Genomic DNA, 21,068 nt, shown 5'->3' with positions numbered 1-21,068 from the left:
ACAAGGGTGGCCTGCGTGCGGGCGCATGCGGTGATGACAGGCAGGATGAGATAGGTGGTACGGGTGGTCAGCGGACAGTACGCGCTGGAAGTGACGGCATGACGCGCCCCGCTCGGGTCCGGCCGACACGCACCCGCCGGCCACGCGTCACCACCCTGCCCCAGCTGATGGCCACCGCGGTCGAGGCGGATCCGACCGGTACGGCCCTGGTGTTCGCCGATGCCACCACCACGCTGGTCGAACTCGGCTACGCCGAGCTCGACGAGCGTTCGACCCGGCTGGCCCGGCTGCTCATCGCCCGCGGCATCGGCCCGGAGGATCTGGTCGCCGTCGGTATTCCCCGGTCGGTGGAATCGGTGGTCGCGGTGTGGGCGGTCGCCAAGACCGGCGCCGGCTTCGTGCCGGTGGATCCGAACTATCCGGCCGATCGCGTCGCGCACATGGTCTCCGACTCCGGTGCGAAACTGGGCCTCACGGTATCGCCGGTGCGGGGGGATTTGCCCGATTCGGTGGAGTGGCTGACCGTCGACGCCGGTGATTTCGCCGCGCGGCTCGAGGAGTTCTCCGGCGATCCGGTCACCTATGCCGATCGGTTGCGGCCGTTGCGGGCCGAACATCCGGCCTATGTGATCTACACGTCCGGCTCGACCGGCAAGCCGAAGGGTGTCGTGGTCACCCAGGCCGGGCTGTCGAGTTTCTGTGACGAACAGCGCGAGCGGTATCGGGTCGGAAACGATTCGCGCACCCTGCATTTCGCATCGCCCTCGTTCGATGCCTCGGTGCTGGAACTGCTGCTGGCCATCGGCGGTGCGGCCGCCATGGTGGTGGCCTCCCCGTCGGTACTCGGCGGCGACGAATTGGCGAATCTGCTACGGCGCGAACGGGTCACCCACGCCTTCATCACGCCCGCGGCCCTGGCCTCGGTGGATCCGGCCGGACTGGACGACCTGCGCGTCGTGGTCGCAGGTGGTGAGGCCTGCCCGCCGGAATTGGTGCGGCGCTGGGCGATCGCGATCGAGGGCGGCACCCGCGAGTTCTACAACGGGTACGGTCCGACCGAGACCACGATCATGACCAACATCAGCGCGCCGCTGGTGCCGGGGGAGACGGTCACCATCGGCGCGCCGGTGCGCGGCATCACCGAATACGTGCTCGACGAACACCTCGCGCGGGTGCCGCGCGGCGCGGTCGGCGAGTTGTACATCACCGGTGCGCAACTGGCGCGCGGCTACCACCTGCGCCCCGGCCTGACCGCGGCCCGCTTCGTCGCCAACCCCTTCGACGCCAACGGTTCACGGCTGTACCGGACCGGCGACCTGGTGCGCTGGACGGCCGCTGGTGAATTGGAGTATCTGGGCCGCAACGACTTCCAGGTCAAGATCCGTGGCTTCCGGATCGAGCTCGGCGAGATCGACGCGGTACTGGCCGCCCACGATTCGGTCGACTTCGCCGTCACCGTCGGCCACACCCTGCACAGCGGCGCGACGATTCTGGTGTCGTACGTGCACGCCGCCGATGGTGCGAAGGTCGACACCGACGAGCTGAGCGAGCATGCGGGACAGAGTCTTCCGGCCCATATGGTGCCGACGACGATCATGGTCCTGGACGCGATTCCGTTGACCCCGGTCGGCAAACTGGACCGCGCGGCGCTGCCGGAACCTGTCCTGGCCGCCCGCGAATTCCGCGCGCCCTCGGGTGCGCTCGAGGAGATGGTGGCGGCCGTCTTCACCGATCTGCTCGACCCGCCGGGGCCGGTCGGCGCCGACGACGACTTCTTCGAACTGGGCGGAAACTCGCTGATCGCCACTCAGGTCGCGGGCCGCCTCGGCGCCCAGATCTCGGCGCGGGTACCGGCCCGGCTGCTGTTCGAGGCGGCCACGGTCGCCGAATTGGCGCAGCGGCTGGAACCGCTGAAGGGTGCGGGCGGGCGCCTGGCGCTGGCGCCGATGCCGCGTCCGGAACGCATTCCGCTCTCGCTGGCCCAGCAGCGGATGTGGTTCCTCAACCAGTTCGATCCGGAATCGGCGGCCAACAACATTCCGTTCGCGATCCGGCTCACCGGCGCGCTGAACGTGGAGGCGCTGCAGGCGGCCGTCGCCGACGTCATCGAGCGCCACGAAACGCTGCGTACCGTCTACCCGTCCGCCGACGGCGCCGGACACCAGGTGATTCTGCCTGCGGCGCAATCGGTTCCGGATCTGGCGCCGAAGCCGGTGACCGAGGACGAACTGCCGCAGTGGCTGGCCGGATATCTGCTCGCCGGATTCGATGTGGCCGCCGAGGTGCCGCTGCGCATCGCGGTGGCCGAACTGGCGCCCGACGATCACGTCGTGGCGGTCGTGGTCCACCACATCGCCGCCGACGGCGCCTCGGTGGCGCCGTTCACGCGCGATCTGCTGGCCGCGTTCCTCGCCCGGCGCAACAGCGCCCGGCCGAGCTGGCAGCCGCTGCCGGTGCAGTACGCCGACTACGCGCTGTGGCAGCGAGCGCTGCTCGGCGACGAACATGATCCCGATTCCCTCGCGGCCCAGCAGATCGACTACTGGCGCACCACCCTGGCCGGCATTCCGGACCGGCTGGATCTGCCCGCGGATCGGCCGCGCCCGCAGATCGCCTCGGGGCGCGGCGCGGAATACATCTTCGACATCGCGCCCGAACTGCACGCCCGGCTCGAGGAACTCGCCCAGCGCACCGGCACCTCGCTGTTCATGGTGGTGCATGCGGCGTTCGCGATCCTGCTGGCCCGCTCCAGCGGCACCGACGACATCACCATCGGCACCCCGGTGGCCGGGCGCGGTGAGGCCGAACTCGACGCTCTGGTCGGCATGTTCGTCAACACCCTGGTGCTGCGGACCCGCATCGACGCCGCGACGACGGTCGAACAGCTGCTCGCGGCGGTGAAGGACACCGATCTGGGCGCCTTCTCGCATGCCGAGCTGCCGTTCGAGCGCTTGGTCGAGGTGCTCGACCCGGTGCGATCGCAGGCGCATCATCCGCTGTTCCAGGCCGCGCTGTTCTTCCAGAACATGCAGAAGCCGCAGCTGCGGCTGCCCGGACTGGTCGCCGAAACGGTCGAATTCGACGGCGCGGTGGCGAAATTCGATCTGCAGCTCACCGCCGTACCGCGAGTAGAGGCGGGTGCCCCGGCCGGCGTATCGGCGATGTTCACCTACGCGCTGGATCTGTTCGACGAGCCGACCGTGGCCACCTACGCCGACCGGCTGGTGCGGGTGCTGGAGGGTATCGTCGCCGATCCGGCGGCTGCCGTGGGCGATATCGAGCTGCTCGACCCGGCCGAGCGCCTGCGCATCCTGCGGGACTGGAACGACACCGCCCACCGGGTCGAACCGGAACTGCTGCTCGACGGCTACCGCCGGGCGGCGCTGCGCAATCCGGACGCGGTGGCGGTCACCTACGAGGGTGCGCGGCTGACCTACGCCGAATTCGACGCGCAGGTCAATCAGCTGGCGCGTCTGCTGATTTCGCGTGGTGTCGGCCCGGATGCCCTGGTCGGCCTGGCGATCCGGCGATCGCTGGATCTGGTGGTCGGCATGTACGCGATCGTGGCGGCCGGGGGTGCGTACGTGCCGCTGGATCCCGATCATCCGGCGGACCGCATCGCGCACATCCTCGATACCGCACAGCCCGTCTGCGTCGTGACCACCGTCGCCGATACGGTCGCGGTGCCCGCGCGGATTCCGGTGCTGCGGCTGGACACCATGGATCTCGGCGGCTTCGATCCGCGCCCGATCCGGCCGGGTGAACTGCTCGCGCCGGTGCGGCCAGATCATCCGGCCTACGTCATCTTCACCTCCGGCTCCACCGGCCGGCCCAAGGGCGTCGCGGTCTCGCATGCCGCGATCAACAACCAGATCGAGTGGATGCTGGCCGCCTATCCGCTGGGCAGCGGCGACGTCTATCTGCAGAAGACAGCGACCACCTTCGACGTCTCGCTGTGGGGCTATTTCATGCCGCTGCGGGCGGGTGCGGAGCTGGTCGTGGCCACCCACGACGGCCATCGCGATCCGCTGTACGTCGCGGAAACCATTGCCGCGCACGGGGTTACGGTCACCGACTTCGTCCCGTCGATGCTCACCGTCTTCGCCGCGCACATCGCGGCGGGTAGCTGCCCGACCCTGCAGGACATCTTCGTGATCGGCGAGGCGCTGCCGCCGGAGACCGCCGATGCCGTGCACGCGGTGTGTGATGCGCGCATCCACAACCTGTACGGGCCCACCGAGGCCGCGGTGTCGGTCACGTATTGGCCGGTCGGCGAGGACGACCGGCCGACCGTGCCGATCGGCCTGCCGCAGTGGAACACTCGCGTCTACGTGCTCGACGGCCGCCTGCGTCCCGTGCCGGTGGGCGTGCCCGGTGAGCTGTATCTCGCGGGTGATCAGCTGGCCCGCGGCTACGTGCGCCGCCCCGACCTGACCGCGGACCGGTTCGTGGCCAACCCGTTCGGCCACGGCGAGCGGATGTACCGCACCGGCGATCTGGTGCTGTGGCGCGACGCCGACGAGACCCGGCCCGCCCGGCTCGACTACATCGGCCGCACCGACTTCCAGGTGAAGTTCCGCGGCCAGCGCATCGAACTGGGTGAGATCGAGACGGCGCTGCTGGCGCTGCCCGGTGTGAGCCAGGCGGTGGCGCTGGTGACGGGCTCGGCACTGGGCGATCAGCTGGTCGCCTACGTCGTCGCCCAGCCACGCACCACTCTCGACCCCGAGCGCCTGCGCAACGGCGTGAAGGATTCGCTTCCGGCCTATATGGTTCCGGCGGTCGTCGTGGTTCTCGACGCCTTCCCGCTCAATCCCAGCGGCAAACTCGACCGCAAGGCGCTGCCCGAACCCACCTTCAGCAGCCGGGAATTCCGGGCGCCGAGTACTCCGGTGGAGGAGATCGTCGCCGAGGTCTTCGGCTCCGTGCTCGGACTGGAACGGGTCGGCGCCGAAGACGACTTCTTCGCCCTCGGCGGCAATTCGCTGATCGCCACGCAGGTGGTGGCCCGGCTCGGTGCGGCGGTCGGCGGCCGCGTGCCGGTGCGGTCGCTGTTCGAGACGCCCACGGTGGCCGGACTGGCCGCCACCCTCGATTCCCAAACCCACGTTCGGCGCGGCGTGGAACTGGGTTCGATCGAGCGCCCGCAACAGCTGCCGCTCTCGCTGGCGCAGCAGCGCATGTGGTTCCTCAACCGCTTCGACCAGGCCGAGACCGCCGAGGAGGCGGTGCATTCCGGTTCGGCGGCCTACAACCTGCCCTTCGCGCTGCGGCTGACCGGCAGCCTGGATGTGGAGGCGCTGGGCGCGGCCCTCGACGACGTGGTCACGCGACACGAGGTCTTGCGCACCGTCTACCCGGAGACCCCCGAGGGGCCCGTGCAGGTGATCCTGCCGGCCGATACCCGGCTGGGCCTGCGCCCCGAACGCACCGCCGGCGCCGCGGTCGCCGATGCGGTATATGCCCTGGCCGCAACGCCTTTCGATGTCACCTCCGAGGTTCCGCTGCGGGTGCGGCTGTTGGAGATCTCCGACCTCGCCCCCGGTTCGCGACGCGAATACGTGCTCGCCGTGGTAGTGCACCACATCGCCGCCGACGCGTCCTCGATGGGCCCGCTGGTGCGCGATGTGATGACCGCCTATGCCGCCCGCACCTCCGGCGCGGCGCCGGACTGGGCGCCGCTGCGCGTGCAGTACGCCGATTACGCGCTCTGGCAGCGTGCCGTACTGGGCTCGGAATCGCAGTCGGATTCCATTGCGGCCCAGCAGATTTCGTACTGGCAGCGCGAGCTGGCCGGCCTGCCGGACGTGCTGGAGCTGCCCACCGATCGTCCCCGTCCGCCGGTGGCGACGCTGGCCGGTGCGCGCGTGGACGTGCGGATCGAGCGCGAGGTGCACGCGGGCCTGGTCGACTTGGCCCGCGCTCACGGCGCCACGCTGTTCATGGTCGTGCATTCGGCGTTCGCGCTGCTGCTGGCCCGGTTGTCGGGCGGCGACGACATCGCCGTCGGCAGCCCGGTCGCCGGGCGCGGTGAGGCCGAACTCGACGATCTGATCGGCATGTTCGTCAACACCGTCGTCTTCCGGACCCGTGTGGAGCGCGGCGAGCCGTTCACCGAACTGCTGGCCCGCCAGCGCGAAACCGATCTGCAGGCCTTCGCCCACGCCGACATTCCGTTCGAGCGGCTGGTCGAGGTGCTGAACCCGCCGCGTTCCACCGCACATCACCCGCTGTTCCAGGTGGGCCTGTCGTTCCAGAATGTGGCGCGCACCGAACTGGAACTGCCCGGATTGAGCGTCGCCGGTGTGGACGCCGATCTGGACGTCTCGCAGTTCGACCTGCATCTGATCGTGGCCGACGCGTACGACGCGGACGGAAATCCGGACGGCATCGGTGGTTTCCTCACCTACGCCACGGACCTGTTCGACGCCGCGACCGCCGAATCGATCGTCGAGCGGCTGTCGCTGCTGCTGGCCGGTGTGGTCGCCGAGGCCGGCACCCCGGTCGGTGATCTCGACATCCTGACCTCGGCCGAGCGGGCCGAGCTGGAGCGCGCCGCGACCGGCGCGTCGCATCCGGTCGTAGCCGCGACGCTGCCGGAACTGCTGGCGGCGACGATCGCCGCGCGGCCGCAGGCCGTGGCCCTGACGGCCGATGCCGACGAGCAGTTCGGCGGTACGCCCGCCGAGCTCACCTACGGCGAACTCGGCGAGCGCGTCCACCGCCTTGCCCGGCATCTGATCTCGCTCGGCGTCGGCCCCGAATCGCGGGTCGCGCTGGCTCTGCGGCGCGGCGTCGATCTGGTGGTCGCGATGTACGCCGTCTCGGTGGCCGGTGGCGCGTACGTGCCGGTCGATCCGGATCAGCCCGCCGAACGGGTCGGCTACATCCTCGATTCCGCCGACCCGGTATGCGTGCTGACCACCTCGGATATTCCGGACCTGCCCGGACGTACCGCGCCCTCGGCAGCCGGCGCCGCGACCCGGGATTGGCGCGGTCGCTCGCAATCCATGCCCGCGTTGGCCGATTTGGGCCGGTCCGCGGCGCGCGAGGACGTCGTGCGTCTCGACGAGCTGGATCTGTCCGGGCTGTCCGCGCGGCCCGTCACCGAGGCCGACCGGATCGCACCGCTGTTGCCGCAGCACACGGCCTACGTGATCTTCACCTCCGGTTCGACCGGCCGCCCCAAGGGCGTCGCGGTGCCGCACGGCGCGATCGTCAACCAATTGGTCTGGAAGACGGCCGAATTCGGCCTCGGCGCCGACGACGCGGTACTGCTGAAGACCGCCGCGACCTTCGACCTGTCGGTCTGGGAGTTCTGGTCCGCGGCGGTGTCGGGCGGACGGCTGGTGATCGCCGCGCCCGACGGGCATCGCGATCCGGCCTACCTGAACGATCTGATCCGGCGCACCGGCGTCACCACGCTGCATGTGGTGCCGTCGATGCTGGACGCCCTGCTCACCGAGGCCCGGACGAATGCCGCACCCCAGGCGGCGAGCCCGCTGCGGCGAGTCCTCGCCATCGGTGAGGCGCTGCCCGCAGCGCTGGCGCAACGGTTCGCCGCCGCCCATCCCGAGGTCGAGCTCTACAACCTGTACGGTCCGACCGAGGCCGCGGTCTCGATCACCGCGCACCGAGTCGGCGCGGCCGACGAACTGTCCGTGCCGATCGGCGCACCCGAGTGGAACAGCAGCGTCTACGTGCTGGATTCGCGTCTGCACCCGGTGGCCGTGGGCGTCTCCGGTGAGCTGTATCTGGCCGGTGCGCAGCTGGCTCGCGGTTATTTCGGCCGAGCGGACCTGACCGCGGATCGCTTCGTGGCCGACCCGTTCGGTGGCGGTTCGCGCATGTACCGCACCGGCGACGTGGTGGCCCGGACGGCGAACGGCGAGCTGGAATATCGCGGCCGCACCGACTTCCAGGTCAAGGTGCGCGGTTTCCGCATCGAACTGGGGGAGATCGAGGCGGCGCTGCTGCGCCTGCCGCAGCTCGCGCAGGCCGTCGTGGTGGCGAAGTCCGACCCACGCACCGGCGATCGGCTCGTCGCGTATCTGGTCTCCGCGGACCGGGAACTCGATGTGGCACAGGTGAAGTCGGCACTGGCCTCGGCGCTGCCGAACTACATGGTGCCCGCGGCCTTCGTGGTACTCGACGCGCTGCCGCTCACCGTGAACGGCAAACTCGACCGGAAAGCACTGCCGGAGCCGGAATTCGAGACCACCGCCTTTCGTGCGCCCTCGACCCCGGTGGAGGAGATCGTGGCCGGTACCTTCGCCGAGGTGCTGGGTATCGACCGGGTCGGCCTGGACGACGACTTCTTCGCCCTCGGCGGTAACTCGCTGCTGGCCACGCAGGTGGCCGCGCGGATCGGCGCCGCGCTCGAGGTCCGCGTGCCGGTGCGCGCGCTGTTCGAGGCGGCGACCGTGGGCGCACTGGCCGCCCGGGTGGAGCGCACCGGAACCGAACGGCCGCGGCTGCCGCTGGTCGCCGGTCCGCGTCCGGACGCCGTTCCGCTGTCCTACGCCCAGCAGCGGATGTGGTTTCTCAACCAGTTCGACACCGCCGCAACGGTGTACAACATCCCGGTCGCCATCCGGCTGTCCGGTGCACTGGACGTGGCCGCGCTGCGACAGGCGGTCGCGGATCTGGTGGCCCGGCACGAGGTGTTGCGGACCATCTATCCGGAAGCCGAGTCCGGCGGCGCGGTGCAGCAGGTGCTGGCGCCGGGCGCGGTGAGCATCGATCTGGAGCCGGTGCCGATCGGTGAGGAGCGGGTGGCCCACGAGGTGGGGCACCAGGTCGCGAGCGGATTCGACGTGACCACCGAGATCCCGTTCCGGATCCGGTTGTTCCAGCTCGCGGCGAGCGAGTTCGTCCTCGTCTTCGTCGCCCACCACATCGCGGCCGATGGCTGGTCGATGGGCCCGCTGACCCGGGATCTGATGACCGCCTACGTGGCCCGGGCCGGCGGACAGGCGCCGTCGTGGGCGCCGCTGCCGATCCAGTACGCCGATTACGCGCTGTGGCAGCGCGCCGCGCTGGGCGCCGAGGACGATCCGGAATCCCTGGTCAGTGCCCAATTGTCGTATTGGACAACCGAACTCGCCGATCTGCCGGACGAGCTGCGGTTGCCTGCGGACCGGCCGCGGCCCGCGGTGCAGAGCTTCGCCGGCGCCAAGGTCGACTTCGCCGTCGATTCGCAGGTGCACGCCGGCCTCACCGCACTGGCGCAGCGGCACAATTCCACGGTGTTCATGGTGGTGCATACCGCCCTGGCGGTCTTCCTGGCCCGCATGTCGGGCACCGAGGACATCGCCATCGGTGCGCCGATCGCAGGCCGCGGCGAGGCCGAACTCGACGATCTGATCGGCATGTTCGTCAACACGCTGGTACTGCGCAGCCGGGTGACGCCGGGCCGCAGTTTCGCCGAACTGCTGGCCGACAACCGGGAAACCGATCTGCGCGCCTTCGCCCACGCCGACGTGCCATTCGAGCGGCTGGTCGAGGCGCTGGACCCGGAGCGCTCCACCGCCCGGCATCCGCTGTTCCAGGTGGCGCTGTCGTTCGAGAATCTGGCCGGAACCAGTTTCGAACTGCCGGGCCTGAGCTTCACCGCCCTGGACCCGGCCGCCGACACCGCGAAATTCGATCTGCTGCTGACGCTGCGCGAACAGCGCACCGGATCCGGCGGCGAGGCCGGTATCTTCGGTGAGTTCACCTATGCCACCGATCTTTTCGACCGGGACACGGTGATCGACTTCGGCCGGCGGCTGGGGCGGATCCTCGCCGCGGTGGCGCGCGACGCCGATATCGCGGTCGGCGATCTCGACATCCTGGTCGGATCCGAAGCCGAGGATCTCGCCGCCCGCACCGGACTGCCCGCGGTTGCGCCCGCCACGCTGCCGGATCTGATGGCGGCCGCGGTCGCGACGAATCCGGACGGTCCCGCGGTGGTCGTGGGCGGGCGCGCGTTCACCTATGCCCAGCTGGATCTGGCCTCGACCAAACTGGCCCGCCGGCTCATCGAACTGGGTGCCGGGCCGGACAAGCATGTGGCGGTGGCCATTCCGCGCTCGCTCGAGGGCGTGGTGGCGCTGTGGTCGGTCGCCAAGTCGGGTGCGGCGTTCGTGCCGATCGACCCGACCTATCCGTACGACCGCATCGCGCACATGGTCGCCGACTGCCGCGCGGACCTTGGAGTCACCGTGCGGGCCGAGGTCGCGGACCTGCCGGATACCGCGGGCGGCTGGATCGTGCTCGACGACCCCAACTTCGCCTACGAGGTCGATTCCCTGTCCGGCGCACCGGTTTCCGATGCCGAACGGCTGGCCCCGCTGCACCCGGACAACACCGCCTACCTCATCTACACCTCGGGTTCGACCGGTCTGCCCAAGGGCGTCGTGGTCACCCATGCGGGTCTGGCGAACTTCAGCGCCGAACAGCGGGAGCGCTACCGGCTGGACCGCGATTCGCGGGCGCTGGCGTTCGCCTCGCCGTCCTTCGACGCCTCGATGCTGGAGTTGCTGCTGGCCATCGGTGCGTGCGGGGCGCTGGTGATCGTGCCGCCGCGCACCTTCGGCGGTGCGGAACTGGCCGAGGTGATCCGCGGTCAGCGGGTCACGCACGCCTTCCTCACCCCGTCGGTCCTGGCCTCGCTGGATTCGGATGCGCTGGCCTCGATGCAGGTCATCGTCGCCGGTGGCGAGGCCGTGCCGGCCGATCTGGTCGCGAAATGGGGTGGTGCGCCGGATGGTTCGGGCCGCCGGTTCCACAACGGATACGGCCCCACCGAGACCACGATCATGACCAACATCAGCGATCCGCTCTCGCCCGGCGACGTGGTGACCATCGGCGGGCCGGTCCGCGGCATGCGGGCGCTGATCCTCGACTCGCGGCTGCGGTTGGTGCCCGAAGGCGTCGCGGGCGAACTGTATCTGGGCGGCATCCAGCTGGCCCGCGGTTACCACGACCGGCCCGGCCTCACCGCCGCCCGGTTCGTCGCCGATCCGTACGGCCCGCCCGGGCAGCGGCTCTACCGCACCGGCGACGTGGTGCGCTGGCGCCGCGGCGAGCCGGTGGTGGAATATGTGGGCCGCAACGACTTCCAGGTCAAGATCCGCGGTCTGCGTATCGAACTGGGCGAGATCGACAGTGCGCTGATGGATCAGCCCGGTGTCGACTTCGCGGTCACCGTGGGGCATCGCACCGCCACGGGCACGACGATCCTCGTCTCGTATGTGCGTTCGGCCGCCGGTGTGCCGCCCGATACCGAGGCGCTGACCGCCGAACTCGCCGCGCGGCTGCCGGAGTACATGGTTCCGACCGCGATCGTGGTCCTGGACGAGATTCCGCTGACCCCGGTCGGCAAACTCGATCGTAAGGCCCTGCCGGAACCGGTCCTGGAGGCCAAGCGCTACCGCGCACCGCAGACCGCCACCGAACAGGTGGTCGCCGAGGTGATCGGCGAGGTCCTGGGCGTCGATCGGGTCGGTGTGGACGACGACTTCTTCGCCCTCGGTGGCGACAGCATCGTCTCCATCCAGGTCGTGTCCCGGGCGCGGGCCCGCGGCGTGCACTTCACCCCGCGCGATGTGTTCACCGCGCGCACGGTCGAGGCGCTGGCCCGCGCGGCCACCGTCGAGGCGCCGGCCGCCGCCGAGCAGTCCGGGCCGATGCCGTTGCCGCCGGCCGCGAGTCGCGCGCTGGAACTCGACCCCTCCGGGCGCGAACTCCGAGCGATCGCCCTCGATATTCCGGCCGACCGCGATCCCGAGCGGATCCGTGCGGCGGTGACCGGGGTGCTCGAACGGCATGCCATCCTGTCGGCTCACCTGGATGTCGAGGCCGGCGCCCTGGTGATTCCGGAAACTCCGGCCCCGGCCATCCTGCGGCAGTTCGGGCCCGGGCCCGACGCCGTCGACCTGGCGGTGCGATCGCTGGGGCGCGAGCTCGATCCGGCCGCCGGGCGCACCATCGCCTTCGCGCTGATCGCGCCCACCGAACCGGGTGAATCCTCGGGCGCCGCAACGAGTCTGGTCGTGGCCGCCCACGGTCTGGTGGTGGACGACACCTCGTGGCGCATCGTCGTCGACGAGCTGTCGGAGTCGTGGGCGGGCGGACATTCCGCGCCCGCGGCCGTCGATGCCGGTCCGCTGGGCGTCGGTCGCGCGCTCGCGGCGAGTGCCGTAGCGGCGGAGACCGTGGCGCAACTCGACTGGTGGCAGCGTCATCTCGCCTGCGCACCCGCCGATGCGCCGGTCGAGGGCATCGATCTGACGGCGCGCGGCCGGGTCTCGCTGGTCATCACCGCCGAGGGCGCGGCCGCCGTGGACGCGGTCGCGCACGCCTATCACGCCTCCATCGAGGATGTGCTGCTCACCGCGTTCGCGCTCGCGCAGGAGCGGGGCGCCCGTGCCGATGCCGGTGATCTGATCGGCACCGTGGTGCAGTTGGCGGCCGACGGCCGCGCGGTCGCCGGCGCCGAATCCGCCGGTACGGTCGGTGGTTTCACCTCGACCTATCCGCTGCTGGTCGGCCTCACCGGTATCGATGTCGAGCAGGCGTTGCTCGGTAACCGGGCCGCGGGCGACGCGATCGCGCAGATCAAGGAATTGCGGCGCGGGGTGCCTGATTCGGGTGTCGGCTTCGGTCTGCTGCGGTATCTCAACGCCGACACCGCGCCCGCGCTGGCCGCGGCCCCGCAGGGCCGCACCGCGTTCCGCTACCGCGATCTGCGTCCGGCCCGGCCATATCCGCACCTGCCCGCGGCCGACCTGCTGCTCGACATCACCGTCGACGCCACCGAGGACGGACTGCTGGCGCGATTCGATTACGCGGCAGCCGTTTTCACCGTCGATCAGGTGAAGGAGTTCGCCGGACTGTGGGTGCGGGCGCTGGGCGGCCTCGCCGAGCACGGAACCCATGCCGACGCCGGCGGTTTCACCGTGTCCGACTTCGAGCTGGTCCGCCTGGAAGCCGCCGATATCGCGAAGCTGTCGCAGGACTACCCGGATCTGGCCGATGTCTGGCCGGTGACGCCGCTGCAGTCGGGCATGCTGTTCCACGCCCTGCTGGCCGACACCTCGACCGACGTCTACATCACCCAGTTCACCCTGGATCTGGGCGGTGCCGTGGACGAGCGACGGCTGCGCGTGGCCGCGCAGGCCGTGCTGGACCGGCACGACAACCTGCGGGTCGCCTTCGCCGCCGACGCCACCGGGAATCCGGTGCAGGTGGTACTCGATCGCGTCGAAGTACCGTGGCGCAGTATCGATCTCACGCATCTGACACCCGAGGCCGCCGAGGCCGAAGCGGTCCGGATGTGTGAACTCGACTACGGCCGGCGGTTCGCGATGGACCGCGCGCCGCTGCTGCGGTTCACCTTGTTCCGTCTCGCCGCCGACGCCTACCGGCTGCTGGTCACCAGCCACCACATCCTCATCGACGGCTGGTCGACACCGCTGCTCATGCAGGATCTGCTCACGCTGTACGCGGTGGGCGCGCGGTCGCGGCAGTTGCCGGCGGCCGGCTCCTACGGTGACTATCTGCGCTGGCTGATCGCGCAGGATCCGGCCGCCGCGCGGGCGCAGTGGCAGCGCGCGCTGGACGGGATCACCGAGCCGACCCCGCTGGCGCCGGTCGACCCGAGCCGGGAGATCTCCGCGGGTGTGGGCGAAATCGGCTTCGAACTGTCGGTCGCCGACACCACCGAATTGACCCGGCTCGCCGCCCGGCTCGGTGTCACGGTCAACACCGTGGTGCAGGCGGCGTGGGGTCTGCTCATCGGCCGCAGCATCGATCGCGACGACGTCGTCTTCGGCGCCACGGTATCCGGACGCCCGCCCGCGCTGCCGGGTGTGGAGACGATGGTCGGATTGTTCCTCAACGCCATTCCCGTGCGGGTGCGTCTGGGCGCCACCGACACACTGGCCGGACTGCTGAGCCAGTTGCAGGCCGAACAGGCGGCGCTGCTGGACTTCCACTACCTGGGCCTGAGCGATATCCAGCAGGCCGTCGGGGTGGAAGGTCTGTTCGATTCGCTGGTGGTGTTCGAATCCTTCCCGGTCGATCGCGACGGACTCGACCGGGTCGGCTCGATCGACGGCATGCACGTCACGGGCATCGGCGCGGTCAACGGCACGCACTATCCGGTGACGGTGATCGTGGTGCTGGACAGCCAGCTCCGAATCAGCCTGAAGTATCTGCGCGACGTCTTCGACGAAGCGGCGGCCCAGGCGCTGTCGCAGCGGCTCGCGGCGCTCATCGGCCGCTTCACCGATACACCGCAGGCTCGGGTCGCCGATGTCGACGCGCTGCTGGACGGCGAGCGCGCCGCACTGGAAGCCCGCAACGCCACCGATGTGCCACAGCTGCGCGATCAGGCGACTCTGCTGAGCCTGTTCGACGAGCAGGTGGCCCGCACCCCGCAGGCGCCGGCGCTGCACTTCGGCGACGTGACACTGAGCTACCGCGAGCTGGATCTGCGGTCGCGCGCCCTCGCCGCCGAACTGCTCGGCCGGGGAGTGGAACCGAATTCGCTGGTGGCCGTGGCCATGCGGCGTTCGATCGACCTGGTGGTCGGCATCTACGCGGTGCTGCGGACGGGTGCGGGTTATGTCCCCGTCGACCCGGATCACCCGGCCGAACGCAACGAGTTCGTGCTGGCCAACGCACGCCCGGTGTGTGTGCTGACCACCGGCCGCGACGGCTTCGCCACCGACAGCGGCATTCCGGTCGTCGATATCTCCGGATTGGACGGGGAGGCGGAATCCATTGCGGCGCTGCGGTTCCCGTACGTCCGTCCGGATGCGGTGGCCTATGTCATCCACACCTCCGGCTCGACCGGCCGGCCGAAGGGCGTGGTGATCACGCACCGGCAGATGACCAACCAGTTCCGGTGGGCGCAGCGGACCTATCCGCACGACACCGGCGACGTCGTCCTGCACAAGACGCCGATCACCTTCGACATCTCGACGTGGGAGTTGTTCTGGCCGTTGCAGACCGGTGCGGCGATCGTGATCGCGGAGCCGGACGGCCATCGCGATCCGGCGTATCTGTCGCAGGTGATCGAACAGCGCTCGGTGAGCACGGTGCACTTCGTGCCCTCGATGCTGGACGCGTTCCTGGATCCGGCCGCGAATGCGGCGGTGACGCGCGGTTATCCGTCGCTGCGACGGGTCTTCGCGGCCGGTGAGGCGCTGTCGGGGGAGACCGCGCAGCGATTCCGCGCCACGCTCGGGGAATCGGAGCTGGTGAACTGGTACGGCCCGGCCGAGGCCACCGTGGTCACGGCCTGGCCCGCCGGGGACAGCGACGGCGTCGCGGTCCCGATCGGCACACCGGTCGCCAACACCCGGGTGTACGTGCTGGACCGGCAGCTGCGGCCGGTGCCGCCGGGCTCGCCCGGTGAGCTCTACGTGGCCGGTGTGCAGCTGGCCCGCGGATATCTCGGCGCACCCGCGCTGACCGCCGAACGGTTCGTCGCCCACGAGGGCGGGCAGCGGCTCTACCGCACCGGCGATATCGTGCGCTGGCGCGAAACCGGCGCCGGCGCGGCACTGGAATATCTGGGCCGCAGCGATTTCCAGATCAAGCTGCGTGGTCAGCGCATCGAGCTCGGGGAGATCGAGGCGGTGCTGGCGGGCTTCGCGCCGGTGCGGCACGCCGTGGTGTCGCTGGCGCGCAGCTCGTCGGGTGACCGCCTGGTCGCCTACGTGGTGCACGACGGGGACACGATCGACGAGGCCGAGCTGCTGGCCTACGCGCGGGAATCGTTGCCCGCGTACATGATTCCGGCGGCCGTGGTGGTGCTCGACGCGCTGCCGCTCAACGCCAGCGGCAAACTCGATCGCAAGGCGCTGCCGGTGCCGCAGTTCTCCGGACGTCCCTACCGGGCGCCGTCGACACCGCTGGAGGAGGCGATCGCCGGCGTTTTCGCCGAGGTGCTGGGCGCCGACCGGGTCGGCCTGGACGACGACTTCTTCGATCTGGGCGGCAATTCCCTGGTCGCGACCCGCGCGGTGAGCCGGTTGCGCACGCTCACCGGTGTCGAGGTCCGGGTGCAGTGGTTCTTCCTCGGCTCCACCGTCGCCGCCCTCGCGCAGCGCATCGTCGCGGCGATGAGCGACGAGTACGACTACGACCTGGAATCGGATGCGGCACTGGGTGTGCTGCTGCCGATCCGGGCGCAGGGCGAGGGCGAGACGCTGTTCTGCATCCACCCGATGTACGGATTGTCCTGGTGCTACGCGGGCCTGACCCGGTACGTGGCGGACCGGCCGATCCTGGGTGTGCAGTCGCCGGCGCTGTCGGAGGACGGCTACCTGCCGGAATCGTTGCAGGAGATGGCCGATCGCTACGTCGCCGAGATTCGCGCGGTGCAGCCGCACGGCCCGTATCACCTGCTCGGCTGGTCGCTGGGCGGTGTGCTGGCCCATGCCGTCGCGACCACCCTGCAGGCGGCGGGTGCGCAGGTCGGCTCGGTGACCATGCTCGACAGCCACGCCGAGATCGACGTCGCCGATTTCCGGACCGCGATCCGGGAAGCGCTGGCGGAGATCGGGATCGGCGCCGAGGCCCTGGTCGGCGACGGCGACATCCACGATCTCAGCGAGGAGGCGGTGGCCGCGCTGCACGCCACCATCCCGCCGGATATGGCCGTGCTGACGCCGGACCGGGTACGCCGCATCTACCGCAGCGCGGTGCGGTCGGCGGAGTTGATCGCCGAACATCGGCCGGACGTATATCGCGGCCGCGTGGACTATTTCAGCGCGGCCGGACACGACACGGCGGCGCAGAACTGGCGGCCCTACGTCGAGGGCGAGATCGCCGATCATCCGGTCGGCGTATCGCACGACCAGATGACCTCGCCGCCGGCGTTGGCCGAACTCGGTCCGGTACTGGCACGAGTACTGGCGCGTGGGGGCGGTCCTCGCCCGGACGGGTCGTCTCCGGCATGATGGGGCGGCGCATACGTAACGGACCGGTCTGGTCAGACGACTAGACAGGCCGTAGGGTCGGGCGAGGTCTCGACCGTTCGGGTGGCGCCTCGCCGGGCGCCCCGCGGAAAGCTGAAACCGAATTCGAGCAGATAGTGAAGGTGTGAACATTGATTCGTCGACACTTCCGGCGTAGCGGCCTGAGAGCTGCTGCCGTGCTCGCGGCCACCGGAGTCCTCACAGGCGTCGTGGCCGGAGTCGGCGCGACGTCCGCCTCGGCGGACGATCCGGTCATCGCCTCGAAGTCTCTGTTGGCCGACCCGCAGTCGCCCGACGGATCGCGTATCGAGAAGGCCACCTACAAGGACGACCGCAGCATCCGGCTCTACGTTCACTCGACGGCGATGAACCGCACCTTCCCGGTCGATGTGCAGCGCCCCGCCGACGCGTCGGTGCCGCGCCCGACCCTGTATCTGCTCAACGGCGCGGGCGGCGGCGAGGACGACGCGTCGTGGCAGAAGAAGACCGATATCGTCAACGGCTTCCTGTCCGACAAGAACGTCAACGTCGTGCAGCCCATCGGTGGTAAGTGGAGCTACTACACCGACTGGCTGAAGGACGACCCGAACCTGGGCCGCAACAAGTGGAAGACGTTCTTCACCGAGGAGCTGCCTCCGCTGATCGACGGCGCGCTGGGCACCAACGGCGTCAATGCCATTGCGGGCCTGTCGACTTCGGGCACCTCGGTGCTGAACCTGGCGATCGCCAAGCCGGGTCTGTACAAGTCGGTGGCCGCCTACTCCGGCTGCGCGGAGAGCAGCACCGAGGTCGGCCGCGAAGCGGTGAAGCTCACCGTCAACACGTGGGGCGGCGGCGACGTGCGCAACATGTACGGCGAGGACGACAACCCGGCCTGGCAGGACAATGATCCGCTGCTGCACGCCGATCAGCTGCGCGGCGCGAACCTGTACATCTCCTCGGGTAACGGCCTGCCCGGCCAGTGGGACACCCTCAACGGGCCCTACGCCCTCCCCGGCGCCTACGGCCTGGGTAACCAGCTCGTCATCGGTGGCGTGATCGAGGCCGCGACCAACTACTGCAGCCACAACCTGCAGGGCAAACTGGATTCGCTCAACATTCCGGCGACCTATAACTTCCGCAGCTCGGGCACCCACTCGTGGGGTTACTGGCACGACGACTTCCTCGACTCGTGGCCGGTGCTGGCCCGCGGTCTGGGCATCTGACCGCCCCGAACGAACCACCGAGTCCGCCTCTGTCGCCGTCGCGATCGGGGCGGATTCGCCATTTTCCAGGGGCTGGCGCACTAAAAAGTTCGGTTGGCCGTAAAGTATTTTTCATGAGTGCGATCACCGCCGAGTCCGCGCCGACGCGCCGGAACCGGCTGCGTTCGCTCGTAGTGCTGCTGGGCCCGGCTTTCGTGGCGGCGATCGCCTATGTCGATCCCGGGAATGTGGCCTCCAATATCAGCGCCGGCGCGGAGTACGGCTATCTGCTGGTGTGGGTGGTCGTCATGGCGAATGTGATGGCCGCGCTGGTGCAGTATCTGTCGGCGAAACTGGGCGTGGTGACCGGTCGCTCGCTACCACAGATCGTGCGCGAACGAGCCGGGCGCCCGGTCCGGCTGGCCTATTGGGGTCAGGCCGAATTGACCGCGATGGCAACCGATCTCGCCGAAGTCGTCGGTGGCGCGATCGCCTTGAACCTGCTGTTCGGCCTGCCGCTGCTGCTCGGCGGCGTGATCACCGGTGTGGTGTCGATGGCCCTGCTGGCCGTGCAGAACCGCCGTGGGCAGCAGCCCTTCGAGCGCGTGATCATCGGCCTGCTGGCGGTGATCGCGATCGGGTTCCTGGCCGGTGTGGTGATCTCGCCGCCCTCGCCCTCCGGGGTGGCCGGCGGGCTCGTGCCGGGTTTCGACGGGGCGCAGAGCGTCCTGCTCGCCGCCGCGATGATCGGCGCCACGGTCATGCCGCACGCCATCTATCTGCACTCCGGCCTCACCCGCGACCGGCACGGCCGCACCGAGCCGGGCCCGCGCCGCAGTCGCTTGTTGCGCGCGACCCGGATGGACGTCGGCCTGGCCATGATCATCGCCGGTGCGGTCAACCTCGCGATGCTGCTGATGGCCGCCGCCACGCTCGGTGGCCGCGATGTCGACTCGATCGAATCCGCCCACGCCGCGGTCCGGGAGGTCCTCGGTCCCTGGGCCGCGCTGCTGCTGGCCGTGGCCCTGCTGGCCTCCGGCCTGGCCTCCACCTCGGTGGGCGCCTACGCCGGCGCGATGATCATGGACGGGCTGCTGCGCCGCAAGGTGCCGCTGCTGCTGCGCCGCGTGGTCACGCTGATCCCCGCCCTGCTCATCCTCGCCGCAGGCGTGGACCCGACCCGCGCGCTGATCGTCTCGCAGGTGGTGTTGTCCTTCGGCATCCCGTTCGCGCTGATCCCGCTGGTGCGGTTCACCGGTGATCGCAGCCTGATGGGCGCGGACGCCAATCATCGGGCGACCACCGTGGCCGCGTGGCTGATCGCCGCCGTGATCAGTGCGCTGAACCTGCTGCTGATCTATCTGACCGTGGCCGGTCGATAGCGGCCGTCACGCCGTCGTCCGTCGATAGTGCGCCGCGATCTCATCGCTGGTGGTCACCCACACGCCCGGATGGTCCACCACGTACTCGAGCGCCTCGTCCAGATAGCGGTGCCGGACCGATCTGCGGATACCGTTCGCCCACATCGGAATTCAGCAGCGCGCCGGCGCGAATTCCGTTGGATCGGATCGGTGATCGGTGAGTAGCCCTACAGTGTGATGTCTGTGCTCATGCCGGTATCGTCGAAGCTTGACACAGGTGCGAAGGTCAACCGAAAGTCGTTGTGAGGTAGAGCATATGCGAATCGGCGAGTTGGCGGAGCGGACCGATACCTCCCGGCGGCTGCTGCGCTACTACGAGGAGCAGGGGCTGATCCGGGTGCGCCGCTGTGCCAACGGCTATCGCGACTACGACGAGCGCCTGGTCGATCAGATCCTGCACATCCGCGGATTACTGGACGCGGGCCTGCCCACCCGGATCATCAAGCAGATCCTGCCCTGCCTGGACGATCCGCGCGACATCCATTTCGCCGACGCCACACCGGAGATCATCGCCACCCTCGAACATCAGCGCGACCGCCTGACCCAGCGTATCGACCTGCTCACCCGCAACCGCGACGCCATGACCACCTACATCGGCGAACTACGCGGCTGCGCCCGCACGGCGTCGTAGCGACAACCACCGGAGTTCCCCGTCGCGGCTTACGCCCCCGTCTCCGCGGCGCGGCGGTAGCCTCGCACGGCCGGGTAGCCGAAGACCACGATCATGCCGAGCACCCAGGCGAGGGTCTTCCACAGGGGTTCGGCGACGGGGCCGTCCCAGCAGAGTCCGCGCATGGCGTCGATGGCGGTGCTCATGGGCTGGTTTTCCACGACCTTCTGCAACCAGGTGGGGTAGGCGAAGACCGGGACGAAGCCGGAGTTGAAGAACATCAGCAGGGTGTTGATGATGCTGACGATATTGACCAGCATCACGCCCTCGGAGACGGTGGCCAGGGCGGTCACCATCACCGCGAAGCCCACGCCGAACAGCACCGGAATGCCGATCATGGCCAGCGAGGCCAGCGGGCCGTTCCAGAAGCGGAAGCCGATGCAGACGCCGACCGCGACCACGAACAGCGTGGTCACCAGGACGCGCAGCGCCTCGGCCAGCAGTCGCCCGGTGAGTCCGGCGGCCCGGTGGATCGGCATCGTCCAGAAACGGCCGAGCAGGCCGGTGTACTTCTCGGTCTTGAAGCCCAGCGCACTGACCACCGCTCCGGACATCGCCGCCACCAGGGTGATCAGGGGGACCGTCCCGTAGACGCTGGGCATGCCGGTGGCCGCGGTGATCGAATCGCCGAGCACGATCCGGAACATCAGCAAAGTCAGGGCCGGGTAGATCAGTGTCTGAATGGTGGTCGCGGGGTCGCGCGCCCACACCATCAGCAACCGCTTGCACTGGATCAGGCTGTGCCGCGCCCAGGTCGCGACCGACCGCTCGGAGCGGGCCGCGACCCTGGGCAGCGGCGTCTTCCAGCCGAGAGTTT

6 protein-coding genes are annotated in these 21,068 nt (G+C 69.7%); 4 read left to right on the top strand and 2 right to left on the bottom strand.

The window, feature by feature from the left end; genetic code table 11:
• Positions 1-98: 98 nt before the first annotated feature.
• The 3 genes from C5E41_RS00490 to C5E41_RS00480 all read left to right on the top strand — a co-directional run bounded on the left by C5E41_RS00490 (position 99) and on the right by C5E41_RS00480 (position 19,542).
• Positions 99-16,958, top strand: coding sequence for an amino acid adenylation domain-containing protein (locus C5E41_RS00490; RefSeq protein WP_104373876.1), 16,860 nt, complete (start codon positions 99-101; stop codon positions 16,956-16,958).
• A gap of 227 nt (positions 16,959-17,185) precedes the next feature.
• Positions 17,186-18,181: an alpha/beta hydrolase gene (locus C5E41_RS00485; protein WP_181063052.1), complete on the top strand. Its 996-nt coding sequence runs from the start codon at positions 17,186-17,188 to the stop codon at positions 18,179-18,181.
• A 113-nt stretch (positions 18,182-18,294) separates the two neighbouring features.
• On the top strand, positions 18,295-19,542 hold the full coding sequence (locus tag C5E41_RS00480) for an Nramp family divalent metal transporter (protein WP_104373874.1): 1,248 nt from the start codon (positions 18,295-18,297) through the stop codon (positions 19,540-19,542).
• A 6-nt stretch (positions 19,543-19,548) separates the two neighbouring features.
• On the opposite strand, the gene C5E41_RS00475 is transcribed toward C5E41_RS00480, so the two are convergent.
• On the bottom strand, positions 19,549-19,686 hold the full coding sequence (locus tag C5E41_RS00475) for a hypothetical protein (RefSeq protein ID WP_258080638.1): 138 nt from the start codon (positions 19,684-19,686) through the stop codon (positions 19,549-19,551).
• Positions 19,687-19,837: 151 nt separating this feature from the next.
• Between C5E41_RS00475 and C5E41_RS00470 the strand changes: the two genes are divergently transcribed.
• The gene (locus tag C5E41_RS00470; protein ID WP_104373873.1) at positions 19,838-20,212 is read left to right on the top strand and encodes a MerR family transcriptional regulator; all 375 of its coding nucleotides are present in this window, start codon (positions 19,838-19,840) and stop codon (positions 20,210-20,212) included.
• 29 nt (positions 20,213-20,241) lie between these two features.
• On the opposite strand, the gene C5E41_RS00465 is transcribed toward C5E41_RS00470, so the two are convergent.
• Entirely contained in the window at positions 20,242-21,045 is an 804-nt protein-coding gene (locus tag C5E41_RS00465) for an ABC transporter permease (protein WP_258080671.1), read from the bottom strand.
• Positions 21,046-21,068 lie beyond the last annotated feature (23 nt).

Origin of the sequence: Nocardia nova, from assembly GCF_002933465.1 — a bacterium.
Classification (GTDB): domain Bacteria; phylum Actinomycetota; class Actinomycetes; order Mycobacteriales; family Mycobacteriaceae; genus Nocardia; species Nocardia nova_B.
Note: the sequence above shows the minus strand (reverse complement) of the source record. Positions and strands in the feature narration are given on the sequence as shown.